The sequence below is a fragment of the Actinoplanes sp. NPDC026670 genome, from assembly GCF_040638175.1.
Classification (GTDB): Bacteria; Actinomycetota; Actinomycetes; order Mycobacteriales; family Micromonosporaceae; genus Actinoplanes.
In genome coordinates this window covers 87,705-100,742 of record NZ_JBEZXU010000033.1, presented here as the reverse complement: position 1 = coordinate 100,742, position 13,038 = coordinate 87,705, and the positions used below count along the sequence as shown (strand labels likewise).

The 13,038-nt window shown below is 71.5% G+C and carries 6 protein-coding genes; 2 read left to right on the top strand and 4 right to left on the bottom strand.

Features of this window, described 5'->3' with window-relative positions; translation table 11 throughout:
• From AB0E94_RS29520 to AB0E94_RS29510, 3 genes are all read right to left on the bottom strand, one after another.
• Entirely contained in the window at positions 1-1,242 is a 1,242-nt protein-coding gene (locus tag AB0E94_RS29520; RefSeq protein WP_360332538.1) for a sugar ABC transporter substrate-binding protein, read from the bottom strand.
• A complete protein-coding gene (locus AB0E94_RS29515) occupies positions 1,239-2,279 on the bottom strand; it encodes a LacI family DNA-binding transcriptional regulator (RefSeq protein WP_360332535.1) in 1,041 nt (346 codons plus the stop codon). Before AB0E94_RS29515 ends, AB0E94_RS29520 begins: the two co-directional genes overlap by 4 nt.
• 201 nt (positions 2,280-2,480) lie before the next feature.
• Positions 2,481-3,641 carry an amidohydrolase family protein gene (locus AB0E94_RS29510; protein ID WP_360332532.1) on the bottom strand — a complete coding sequence of 387 codons (1,161 nt, stop codon included), beginning with the start codon at positions 3,639-3,641 and terminating at the stop codon, positions 2,481-2,483.
• Between the two features lie 253 nt (positions 3,642-3,894).
• Between AB0E94_RS29510 and AB0E94_RS29505 the strand changes: the two genes are divergently transcribed.
• The gene (locus AB0E94_RS29505) at positions 3,895-11,424 is read left to right on the top strand and encodes a type I polyketide synthase (protein WP_360332529.1); all 7,530 of its coding nucleotides are present in this window, start codon (positions 3,895-3,897) and stop codon (positions 11,422-11,424) included.
• A gap of 119 nt (positions 11,425-11,543) precedes the next feature.
• Here the strand turns inward: AB0E94_RS29505 and AB0E94_RS29500 are convergent, their stop codons facing one another.
• On the bottom strand, positions 11,544-12,563 hold the full coding sequence (locus tag AB0E94_RS29500) for a WYL domain-containing protein (RefSeq protein ID WP_360332526.1): 1,020 nt from the start codon (positions 12,561-12,563) through the stop codon (positions 11,544-11,546).
• 93 nt (positions 12,564-12,656) lie between these two features.
• Between AB0E94_RS29500 and AB0E94_RS29495 the strand changes: the two genes are divergently transcribed.
• The gene (locus AB0E94_RS29495; protein ID WP_360332523.1) at positions 12,657-13,025 is read left to right on the top strand and encodes a VOC family protein; all 369 of its coding nucleotides are present in this window, start codon (positions 12,657-12,659) and stop codon (positions 13,023-13,025) included.
• Positions 13,026-13,038: the final 13 nt, after the last annotated feature.

The following is a 13,038-nucleotide window of genomic DNA, read 5'->3' as shown; positions in this document are numbered from 1 at the left end:
TCAGGCCCCCGTGCCGATGCTGTCGGCCTGCTCCTGCAGCGTCTTCAGCGCCGCCGCCGGATCCGCGCCGGCCACACACACCTTCTCCACCTCGGTGTCGAAGACCGCCGCCACCTGTTCCCAGGTCGGGTAGGGCGGCGGCGCCTGCGCCGACTTCAGCTGGGTGCCGAAGACCTGGAGGATCTGGTCGCCCGCCAGCGCCGGATCGTTCCACGCGGCCTGCACCGCCGGCAGGTCGTTGACCGCCTGATACCACTTGACCTGCACCTCCGGCCTGCTGAGCCAGGCCAGGAACTTCCAGGCCGCGTCCCGGTTCTTCGCGTCCTTGAAGACGGCGATGTTGCTGCCGCCGATGAACGACGTCGACGACTGCTTCACCGGCATCGGCGCCACCGCGAAATCCTTGCCGCCCTGCTCCTTGAGGATGCCGACGTGCCACGGCCCGGAGATGAACATGCCGATCTCGCCGCGCACGAACGCCGGCTCCAGCGCGCCGAACGGCAGGCTCGCCGGCGCCAGCTTCTCGGTGAAGAACGACTGGTAGTAGGAGAGCGCCTCGATCATCTGCGGGGTGTCGAACCGGTAGTCCTCGATCGACGCGCCGTTGGACCAGGCGAACGGCAGCACCGACTGCCAGCTGCCGGTCTTGCTGGACGGCTGGAGGTTGATACCCCACTTCGCGCCGGCCTTCGCCTTCAGCGCCACGGCCATGGCCTTGAGGTCGTCCCAGGTCTTCGGCCCGTCCGGGAACCCGGCCCGGGCGGCCAGGTCGGTGCGGTAGTAGATGCCGCGGGTCTCGACATACCAGGGAATGCCGTACGGAGTGCCCGCCACGACGGTGGTGTCCCACGCACCGGGGAAGAACGACTCCTTGGCGAACAGGTCCGGCGGGGTCGCCTCCAGGGCGCCGGTCTTCGCGAACTCGCCCTGCATCGTCGTGCCGATCATCGACACGTCAGGGGTCTGCCGGGCCGCGATGGCACTGGCGATCTTCCGGTGCGCGGCATCCCACGGCACCGCGGTCACGGACACCTTCGCGTCCGGGTTCTCGGCGGTGAACCCCTTGGCGAACTCGGCCAGCTTCTCGCCTTCCGTACCCATCGCCCAGACCGTGACCTCGCCGCTCGCTTTGCCGGCGCTGACCTCCTCGGCGGCCGCACCGCCCTGGTCACCGCCGCGGCCGCAGCCGCCGGCGATCAGGAGGGTCGCCAATGCCGCTGTCACCATGGCTCGGGATCTCATGTCTCATGCACCTCCGAAGGGTGGGGACCGCAGCTGCTCCGCACGACCAGCCGGGTCGGGAGCACCCGCCGCCGGGCAGCGGGCGCCGGGTCAGCGGGCGCCGGGTCTTGGATGCGCCGGTTCAGCCACCGGGCGGCCGTCGCACCGAGCTGCCGCATCGGCTGCGCCACCGTGGTCAGCCCGGCGAAACTCGCCGCCAGCAGGTCGTCCCAGCCGGTCACGGCCAGGTCGCCGGGCACGTCCAGGCCGGCATCCCGGGCGGCCCGCAGCGCACCGAGCGCCAACTCGTCGTTGGCGCAGATCAGGGCATGCGGTGGCCGGCCTCGGCGGATCAGGTCACCGGCCGCACGTTCCCCAGCTTCAAGATCAAGACCTTGGGTGGGTACGAGGGCCAGGCTCCCGTCTCCAGCGGAGGCCCGTAGCACCGACCGGAATCCGGCGTAGCGGCCGGCGACGTCGGGGGAGTCGTCCGGCTCGCCGAGGAACGCGAACCGCCGGTACCCGTGCCCGAGCAGGTGCTCGCCGAGCGCCCGGGCCGTGTGCACGTTGCCGGTGCGCACACTGTCCGTGCCCGGCACCGGATCCCGGGCGATCAGGACCACCGGCCGGCTCGCCGCGATCCCGGCCACCACGTCGTTGCCGGCCGTGCGCCCGAGCAGCGCCAGCCCGTCCACCCGCCGGGCCAGCTCACGCACCGCCGCGGCCACGTCCCGGCGGTCCCGGGTGGCGAGGATGAGCACACTGCTGCCGAGCTGCGCAGCGACCGCCTCGTAGCCGAGCACGACCTCCGCGTAGTACGGCCCGACCAGATCGGGAAAGACGATGCCGTTGGCGGCGTGCCGCCCCTCCGCCAGCGAACGAGCCGGCTGCGACGGGGCGAAATCCAGCTCGGCGGCGGCCGCCAGCACCCTGCGGCGGGTCTCCTCGGTGACCGGCGTGTCGTCCCGCAGCGCGCGCGACACGGTGGCGATGGAGACTCCGGCCCGCGCCGCGACCTGGTAGATGGTCGCGGCCTTTGTAAGCGCTTTCACCGGCATTCGCGGAACGTAACTCCGCCTTCACATCCCCGAAACCCGGCGGCCCGGCGCATTCACGATGAGCGATTTCCCCCGTCTCTGGGTCGACCCGCGGGTGACGCACAGCGGTGGTCCGTGAGCCCGGAGACGCCTTTGTTCGATGATCAAGTCAGGGCGTGCCGGCGCCGTCCGGAAACGATCGGAGGTGCTTCCCGGACCGTGTCACTTCACGGGCACTTTCATCCGGAACAGGTTCTCCGCATTTCGGAACGCGATCTTCTCCTTGTCCTCGCGTGGCAGATCGACTCCGCGGAACCAGTCGGTCTGCACCTTGATGTCCGCGAACGGGTAGTCGGTTGCGAACATCACTCGATCCACGCTGATGAACTTCAGGAGGAGTTCGAGCAGTTCGGTCTGGGGGAATGCGCTGGTCGTGATCCAGAAGTTCTCCTGGAAGTACTGCTCGAAGGGCTTCTCGAGCGAGTTTCCGGTCGGCTCGCCCATGTCCTCGATGATCCGTTTGTAGTAGAAGGGCAGACCTTCACCCATGTGGCCGATGATGATTTTCAGCGTGGGGAACCTGTCGAAGACCCCGTACGCGATCATCCGAATGCATTGGGTCAGCACCTCCTGGTGCCAGCCATATCCAGACCCGCTGAAAATGTAGTCCTGGAACTCTTCCGTGTATTTGGACCGCGTGGTGCTGTAGTAGATCTGGAAGACCTCGTCGGCTGGATAGCCGGGATGCAGGTAGATCGGCACGTCGAGCGCTACGGCACGTGCCAGCACCGGCTCGAAATCGGGATGATCGAGATACTTCCTCGTGATGTGGCCGTTGGTGAGTGCGCCCAGGAAGCCATCTTCCCGAACCGAGCGTTCCAGCTCGTCGGCCGCCGCCTCCGGGCTCTGCAGGGGCAGGGTGGCGAAGGCCTTGAAGCGGCCCGGGTACTTGGCGATCGGCCCCTCCACAAGTTGCCGGTTGAGACGACGGGCGAGTTCGATGCCCTTCTTCCCCGGGACATTTTGTACGGACGGTGTATGGGCCGAGAGGATCTGAACGTCGAGTCCCCCCGCGTTCATGTCGCCGATGCGGCGTTCGCCGAGATCCGCAAGGCCGATCTCCTCGAGGAATGCGATGTGATCCTGGTTGATGGAGTTCAGCTTCAGCAGGGCAGGAGTTGAAAAGGTCTCCTCCGTGCCGATGAACGGCAGGTCCTTGTCCCGTTGGTAGATGTCCGATGTCTTGTTCGAAGTCGTTTCCGGGGCCTTGTCCGGAGTCTTGTCCCCGTCCGCTCCTGAAACCGCGGCATACGTGGACAGGCCGGCACCGACGCCAACTGCCGTGGCGGCGGCCAGAAAGCCGCGGCGTCCCATGGGTTTCATGTCAGTCTCTTCTCAGGTCTTGTGTGGTGCGGTCTCCGGACGGCGCGAGTTGCCTCGCTCATCTGATGCCGAATTCGTAACAAGCGAATCTGAGACGACCATTAGAGAGTTCCTGACCCGATGAAAGCCGGTCGCGCCGATCTGCACGCCTCCATCGACATCGCCGTGCACGCACCACCCCGGCCCGAGGCTTTTGAGGCGTGTGCCACGATGGCGACCACAATGGATGGTTATCGAAAGGTGGCGCCTCCCGATGGTCGAGCAGGACATGATCCGGCCCCTGCCGCAAGTCCTGCAGGACAACGCTCTGCGGTACGGCGACCGGCTCGCGTTCGCTGACGACCACCGGCGAGTCACCTGGGCCGAATTGGCCGACCGGACGGCGCAGCTCGCGTCCGGGCTGGGCGCCGGCCGCGGCGATCGGGTGGCGTTCGTGCTCGGCAACAGCGTGGATCTGGTGGAAGCCGTGCTGGCCACGGTCCGGGCGGCGGCGGTCGGGGTGCCGCTGAGCCCGCACGCCACCGACGCCGAGCTGACCGCGTTGCTGGCCGACTGCGAACCGGTCGTGCTGGTCACCGACGACCGGCATGCCGAGCAGGCCCGCCGGGTGGCCGGGGGAGTGCGGGTGCTGGTGGCCGGCAACGTCCAGGCGGGCGGCGCCACGGCCCCCGACGATCTCGGTCTGGACGAGCCGGCGTTCCTGCTCTACACCTCCGGCACCACCGGATCGGTCAAGGGCGTGGTCTCCACCCAGCGGGCCGCCCTGTGGTCCGCGGCCACCTGTTACGGCCCGGTGTTCGACCTGACCGCCGCCGATCACCTGCTCTGGCCGCTGCCGATGGCCCACAGTTTCGCCCATTCCCTCTGTGTCCTGGGCATCACGGTGGCCGGGGCCAGCGCCCGGGTCACCGCCGGAACCGGCCCGGCCACGCTGGCCCGCCTGCTCGCCGAGGAATCGCCGACGGTCCTCGCCGGTGTGCCGGTCACCTACCGCCAGATGCTCGACGCGGGGCCGATCGACGGCTCGTCGTTACGGCTGTGCCTGACCGCCGGCGCGACCAGCGATCCGGCGCTGCGGTCCGATGTCGAGAAGCTGCTCGGCGCCCCGTTGCTCGACTGCTACGGCAGCACGGAGACGTGCGGGATGATCGCCGTCGAGTCACCCGGCGGACCCCGCACACCCGGCAGCAGCGGCCGGCCCGCCCCCGGCGTCGAGGTGCGGCTGATCGACGGCGAGATCAGCGTGCGCGGCCCCAACCTGATGCTCGGCTACCACCGGCGCCCCGACGCGCTGACCGACGGCTGGTACCACACCGGCGACCTCGGCCGGTTCGACGCCGACGGCAATCTCAGTGTCATCGGCCGGGTCAGCGACGTGATCAACCGCGGCGGCGTCAACGTCGACCCCACCGAGGTGGAACTCGCTCTGCTCGCCCTGCCCGGTGTGCGCGACACCGCGGTGGTGGCCCGCGCCCACCCGCTGCTCGGCGAGGTCCCGGTGGCCTTCGTCGTCCCGGCCGACGAGTCCGCCGACCCGGCCGGCCTGCTACGGGATCTGGCGCGACGACTGTCCGCGTACAAGATCCCCGAGGAGATCCTCTTCACCCCGGTCATTCCGCGTACGCCGTCCGGAAAGCCCCGCCGCCACCTGCTGCGTTCGGCGTTCGCCGCCGACCACACCGACCGGTTCACCGGCGCCTCGTCGGCCTCGCTGGTCCGGGCCGAGGTGGCCGCGCTCTGTGGCCCGGTGACCGATCTGGACACCGCGTTCGCCGACCTCGGACTGACCTCGATGGGCGCGATGACCGTCTGGAACCGGCTCAGCCGGCGCACCGGACTGCGGCTGCCCGCCACCCTGTTGTGGGACCACCCCAGCCCGGCCGCACTGATCACCTGGCTGGACGGACAGCTCGCCGGAGCCGCCACCGCCACCGCCCGGCCGTCGCGGGCGCAGACCGAGCCGATCGCGATCGTGGCGGTGGGCTGCCGCTATCCCGGCGGTGTGCGCAGCCCCGAGGACCTGTGGCGGCTGGTCGCCGGCGAGGTGGACGCCACCGGCGAGTTCCCCGCCGACCGGGGCTGGGACGTCGACGGCCTCTACCACCCGGACCCGGACCGGCTCGGCACGAGCGTCACCCGGCGCGGCGCCTTCCTGTACGACGCCGCCGACTTCGACCCGGCCTTCTTCGGGATCTCACCCCGGGAGGCCCTGGCCACCGATCCCCAGCACCGGCTCCTGCTCGAGATCGCGTGGGAGACCTTCGAACGCGCCGGCATCCCCGCGCCCAGCCTGCGCGACTCCGGCACCGGCGTCTTCATCGGGTTGATGCCCAGCGACTACGGCCCGCGCCGGGAAGCCCACGTCCTCGAATCACACCTCGGGATCGGTTCGACCGGCAGCCTCGCCTCCGGCCGCATCGCGTACACCCTCGGCCTGCGCGGGCCCAGCCTGTCCATCGACACCGCCTGCTCGTCGTCGCTCGTCGCGATGGACCTGGCCGCGAAAGCGCTGCGGGCCGGGGAGTGCGGTCTGGCGCTGGCCGGGGGCGTGACGGTGATGGCGTCGCCGCAGTCGTTCATCATGTTCAGCCGCCAGCGCGGTCTCGCCCCGGACGGCCGGTGCCGGCCGTTCGCCGCCGGCGCCGACGGCACCGCCTGGGGCGAGGGCGCCGGCATGGTCCTGCTCGAACGTCTGGACGACGCCCGCCGCAACGGGCATCCGGTGCTCGCGGTGCTGCGCGGCTCGGCGGTCAACGCCGACGGCGCTTCCAACGGGCTCACCGCCCCCAGCGGCGAGGCCCAGCGTGACCTCATCCGCCTCGCCCTGGCCGACGCCGGTCTGCGGCCGACCGATGTGGATCTGATCGAGGGCCACGGCACCGGCACCCGCATCGGCGACCCGATCGAGGCGAACGCTCTCGTCGACACCTACGGTCTCGGCCGGTCGGAACCGGTCTGGCTCGGTTCGGTGAAGTCGAACATCGGGCACACCCAGTCCGCCGCCGGCATCGCGGGGGTGATCAAGGTGATCGAGGCGATGCGCCACGCGGTGATGCCCCGGTCGTTGTACGCCGACGACCCGTCCCCGCACGTCGACTGGTCCTCCGGAGCGGTGCGGCTGCTCGACGCCGCCCGGCCGTGGCCCGCCGGTCCGCGTCCACGCCGGGCGGCGGTGTCCGCCTTCGGGCTGGGCGGCACCAACGCCCACGTGATCATTGAGGAGCCGCCGGTCGAGGAGCCCGGCGCCGGCCGGCCGTCGCCCGGGTGGAGCGCCGCGCCATGGCTGCTGGGCGCCGCCGACGAGGCGGGACTGCGGGCCCGGGCCGCCCACCTGGCCGCGGCGGGGGAGACGAGCGCGACGTCGCTGGATGTGGCGTTCTCCCTGGCGACCGGCCGTGCGCCGCTGCGTCACCGGGCCGCCGTGCGAGCCGGTGACCGCGAGGGCCTGCGCGCCCTGGCCGACGGCACCCCGCACCCGGCGGTGACCAGGGTCCCGACCCGCCCGGAGCCGCGCCTGGCCTTCCTGTTCACCGGCCAGGGCGCGCAGCGACTCGGCATGGGCCGCGAACTGGCCGCCGCTTTCCCGGCTTTCGCCGAAACCTTCGACCGGGTCGGTACGGCGTTCACGCCCTACCTTCCACGGCCGTTGCGTGAGGTCGTCGACGGCACGGACGCCGAGCTGCTCAACCGCACCGACTACGCCCAGCCCGCCCTGTTCGCCTTCGAGGTGGCACTGCACGCGCTCTACCGGGCGTGCGGCGTCCACCCGCACCGGCTGGCCGGACACTCGATCGGAGAGCTGACCGCCGCGTACGTCGCGGGAGTGCTGTCGCTCGCCGACGCGGTCCGCCTGGTCGCCGCCCGGGGCCGGCTGATGGCCGCGCTACCGCCCGGCGGCACGATGATCGCCGTGCGGTGCACCGAGGCCGACGTCGCGAAACTTCTCCCGGACGCCGGCGACCGGGTGGCGATCGCCGCCGTCAACGGTCCGGACACGGTGGTGATCGCCGGGCCGGAGGAGGCGGTGACGGCACTGGCCGAAAGGCTCGACGCCCGATACGACCGGCTACGCGTGAGCCACGCGTTCCACTCGCCGCTGCTCGACCCGATGATCGACGAGTTCCGCATCGTCGCGGAATCGGTCACCTACCATCAGCCGTCGGTCCCGGTGGCGAGCGCGTTGACCGGATCGGCCGACCTGGCCACCGCCGACCACTGGGTACGGCACGTCCGTGAGACGGTCCACTTCACCGCCGCGATGGACGACCTCGCCGCCGTGTCCGTGTCCGCGTTCGTCGAGATCGGCCCGGCCGCCGTCCTCTCCGTGCTGGCCGAGCGGTGCGTCCCGGCCGACGTCTTCGTTCCCGGCCCCGCAACACTCGCCGGATTCCTCGACGACCTCGCCACCCTGTACGTGCACGGCGTGCCGGTCGACTGGCCGGCCGTCTATGCCACCAGCGGCGCCCAGCGCTGCGACCTGCCCACCTACCCGTTCCAGCGGCAGCGGCACTGGCTGGACGGCACCGAACGGCCACCCCTGCTCGGCGACCCGCAACCGGATGCCGACGGCACCCGTACCCGCAGCTCAGGAATCCTGTCGACGACCCGCCAGCCGTGGCTGGCCGACCATGTGATCGGCGCCGACCCGATGGTCCCGGCCGCCGCCCTGGCCGAACTCGCCTTCCAGGCCGCGACCTCGGCCAACCCGGGGAAGGCGGTGCGGCTCGCCGAACTCGCTCTGGGCACGCCCCTGACGCTCGCCGGCCCGCACGACGTCCAGGTCATCCTGGAGGCCCCGGACACCACCGGCGACCGCGAGCTGACCATCTGGTCCCGGCCCACCGGCTCGGCGGACCACTGGACCAGCCATGCCACCGCCACCCTCACCGCCCCGACCGGCGGGACGCCCGCAACGCCGGACATCTGGCCGCCGGCCGGCGCCCATCCGGTCACCGTCGACTACACCCGGCTGGTGGAAGCGGGATTCCAATACGGTCCGGCATTCCGGGCGGTCACCGCACTCTGGCAAGGACCCACCGAGATGTACGCCGAAGTGGCGCTGCCGCCCGCGGTGGCCACCGACGCCGCCCGTTTCGGTGTGCACCCCGCCCTGCTCGACGCCGCCCTGCACGCCAGCCTGCTGGCCGAACCACCCGACCGGCCCCGGATCCCGTTCGCCCTGGAAGGTGTGGAACTGCACACCACCGCAGCGGCCACCGCCCGGGTCGTGCTGTCCCCGCTCACCCCGGACACCACCCGGGTCACCATGACCGACCGGTTCGGCCGCCCGATCGTCACGATCGACGCGCTGGTGACGCGCCGCATCGGCGTCCAGGACCCCACCGTCCGGCGGTCCCTGCACCGCCTCACCTGGCCCGCCGCCCCCACCGAGCCGGGCGGCAACGCAGACGAGATCTGGTACGCCACCGCCGGCGGCGAGGTGACCGCCGACCCGCCGGCCCGGGCACGGGCGCTGCTGGAACGGACCCTCGCCCACGTCACCGAGTGGCTCGCCACCGACCGTCCCGGCCGCCTCGTCGTGGTCACCGAGCGGGCCACCGGCGACGACCCCGACCCGGCCGCCGCAGCCGTCTGGGGGCTGCTCGGCAGCGCCCAGGCCGAACACCCCGGCCGTCTCACCGTCGTCGACCTCTGCGGCGCGCCCGCCTCCACCGCCGCCCTGCACCGGGCGGCCGCCCTGGCCGAACCCCGGGTCGCCATCCGGGCCGGAACCATCCACGCACCCCGCCTGGCCCCCGTCGCCGCCGCCGACACCACCCCGCCGGCACTGGACCCGGCCGGCACCGTCCTGATCACCGGTGGGACCGGCGCCCTGGGCACGATCCTGGCCCGCCACCTGGTCACCGACTACGGGGTACGGAATCTGGTGCTCGCCAACCGCACCGGCGCCGTACCCGCCTGGGTCGCCGATCTCGACGCGCACGTCACCGTCACCGCCTGCGATGTCCGCGACCGTGCCGCCGTCGCCGGCCTCGTCGGCTCCTGTGGCCCGGCTCTGACCGCGGTTTTCCACCTCGCCGGAGTCCTCGACGACGGTGTCCTCACCGCGATGACGCCCGCCCGGATCGACGCCGTGCTCGGACCGAAGTCGGACGCGGCCTGGAACCTGCACGAGGCCACGAAACACCGGAACCTGGCCGCCTTCGTCCTCTACTCGTCGGCCTCCGGGGTGATCGGCCGGCCGGGACAGGCCAACTACGCCGCCGCGAACGCCTTCATCGACGCCCTGGCCGCCCACCGCAACGCCCACGGCCTCGCGGCCCACTCCCTGGCCTGGGGACTGTGGGACAGCGACGGCCGCGGCATGGCCGGCCGTCCGTCACCCGGTCCGGCGCGCCGTGCCCTGACCGAGGGCGGCATCCGTGCGATCACCGCCGAGCAGGGCATGGCACTGCTCGACCGGTCGCTGCGCAGCACCGACTCGCTGCTCGTGCCGATCGCGATCGACGTCCCGGCCACCGGTGCGCCCGCGATCCTCACCGGCCTGGCCCCCACCGGCGCCCCGCCCTCCGCCGGAGTCCCGGCCCTCACCGGCACTCCGGCCTCCGCCGGCGTTCCGGCCGCGAAGCCGATCACCTGGCGGGAGACCCTGGCCGGTCTGCCGGTGGACGAGCGCGGCGACGTCCTCAGCGGCCTGATCGGGGCGGTGGTCGCCGACCTGCTCGGATTCCCGGACACGACCGCTCTCGGTTCCGGCCGCCACTTCAAGGACGTCGGACTGGACTCGCTCGCCGCCATCCAGCTCCGCGACCGGCTCAGCAACGCCACCGGTATCCGCCTGAGCGCCACGATCGCCTTCGACCATCCGACGCTGGCCGAGCTCACCGAGCACGTCCGGGCCGCCATGGGCGACAGCCTCACGGACACCGGCTCGCACCGGCCCGCCCACGGCGAGCCGTCGACCGAGCAGCCGCAACCGGCCACCGGCGAGCGGTTCACCGCGATCTACCACCGGGTGATCCGCGAACAGGGCCCGTCCGCGGCGATGACCCTGCGATACCTGGCCTCGTACGGGCTGCCCACCTTCGACGCCGACCACCGCGGCGCGCACACGCCCGTCCCGCTGCGGCTGGCGGCGGGTCGTTCGTACCGCCAACCGGTCTTGATCTTTCTGCCCGGTTATCTGGCGCTGCACGACCCGGCGCCGACCGGCCTGGGTCGGGCGCTCGACGGACACCACGACCTGTACATGCTCGCTCACCCGGGCTTCGGCGTCCGGACCGGCCCGGTCCCGGACAGCGTGCCGACCCTGGTCGGGCTGCATGCCGCGACGGTCCGGGACCTGGCCGGCGACCGGCCGTCCGTGCTGATCGGGCACAGTACCGGCGGTGCGGTGGCCCACGCCGTGGCCGCCCATCTGGCGGCCGCGGGCACCCCGCCGCGGGCGGTCGTCCTGGCCGACGCCCATCACAGCAGCGCCGGCCGGGAAGACCCGCGGGCGCTCGCCCTCGTCGACGCCGACCGCAACCGGCCGGCGGAGATGTTCGACGGCGTCTTCTCCGACGCGGTGATGATCGCCGGTGGCGCCTACGTGCGCCTGTTCGACGGCTGGGAGCCGGAACCGTCCGGCCTGCCGACCCTGCTGGTGCGGGCGACCCCGACGAAGGAGATGCGCGAGATCGATCCGGCCGGGCAGTGGCAGCCCCAGTGGCTCCACCCGCATGACGTGGCCGACGTTCCGGGCGACCACTACTCGATGCTGACGACCCATGCCGAGGCCACCGCCACCGCGATCCGAACCTGGCTGGACGCCCGGGCCTGACAGATGGGCGCGACGGATGAAGGCTCCGTGCGCCTGGCCTCAGCGGCGGCCGGGAAGCGGCAGGAGGCAGCCGACAGCGGCACCGGCGTGCGGTGCGGTGTCGAGGATGCGGCCCATGGCTACGCTTCTTCCGGTCGAGTGGTCCTGTCACGGTAGTTTTCGCCGGTGGGGACGGCAACCCGATATTCCGTCGACGGCGCGTAGTGGCGGGCCAGGCCGGCTGCGAGGGCACGGAGGTGCGCCCTGACCTCGGTGGGGCCGTGCACGGTGATGGCGTCCCCGAACGGCAGCAGGGCTCGTACGTCCTCCAAGCGCAGGAAGCGGATGGTCACCCTGTGGCCGGTGGTGGACTCGTCCAGGTCGTCCCGGACGAGTCGCAGGCCGAAGATCCGTTGTGCTCGCTCGATCTGCGCCTGGTCGATGGTGGCGCTGACCGCTATCGCGTGGTCGTGGTCCCACTGATCGACGAGCGCCGCAGTGACGGTGGCCAGGGTCTGGTTCTCGCGGATCCGCCGGGGCTGGTCGACTTCCTTCCACGCCGTGATCCGTTCGAGCCGGTACATCCGTGGCACTCGGGCGCAGTCGGCGACGAGATACCAGATGCCGGCCTTGGCGAGCAGCCCGTAGGGATCCACGACCAGGTCGCGGGGGCCTGACTCGCGCGGGCTGCCGTACTCGATCCGCAGCCGGCGACCTCGCCGTACCGGACCGATCAGCGAAGCCGGCGTCGTGCTGGTCGCTCGGCCCTGAAGCCAGGGACTGCTGTCCACGTGCACCACGTCGGTGAGCGGCAGGAGCTCGTCCCCTCGACGTGACTGTGCGGCGGCGATCTTGGCGAGTGCGCGCCTGCTTTCGGCCGACGCGTCGAGCTCCGTGCGCTGCTTCTGATCCAGTCCGAGGAGCGAGAGATGATCACGCTCGCCAGGCGTGAGCCGCGTCAGGTCGAGCCCGGGCAGCATGGTCACGCCACCGAGGCGGCCCCGGTGCGCGGTCACCGGCAGGCCGGCGTCGCGCAGCCAGTTCAGGTCCCGGGTGATGGTTCGCAGAGAGACCCCGAGCGCCGAGGCGAGTTCCTGAGTGGTCGCGCCGTCCCTCGATTCGAGGAGCAGCATCAGGGCGAAGAAGCGGTCCGGGGTCACCCGCCAAGCTTTTCAGGAAATTGCGACACGATACGGCGCATATTCCGGCCAGGCTGGTGCATGCCTGCCCACGACCTGCGAGAAGGACCCGCCATGACCACATCCGTCGTGTCCATCGTCTATGTGAACGACGCTCCCGCCGCGGCCCGCTTCTACGGCGACCTGTTCGGCATGAGCCCCTCGTTCGAGACTCCGGGATACATCACCTTCGACCTCGGGCCGGGTGCTGAGCTCGGGCTGTGGTCCGGCCAGTTCGAGGATCTGTCGGCGGGCGTCCCGCGTACCAGCGAAGTCTGTCTTGCCGTTGAAGGTGGACGCCCCGAGGAGATCACCGCGATCTTCAAGCAGTGGCAGTCCAAGGGGGTCACGATCCTGCGCGAGCCGCACGACGCGGGCTTCGGGCTGACCTTCGTCGCGGCCGATCCGGACGGGAACCGCATCCGGGTCGCACCGAAGGGCTGACTCGACGGCTCCG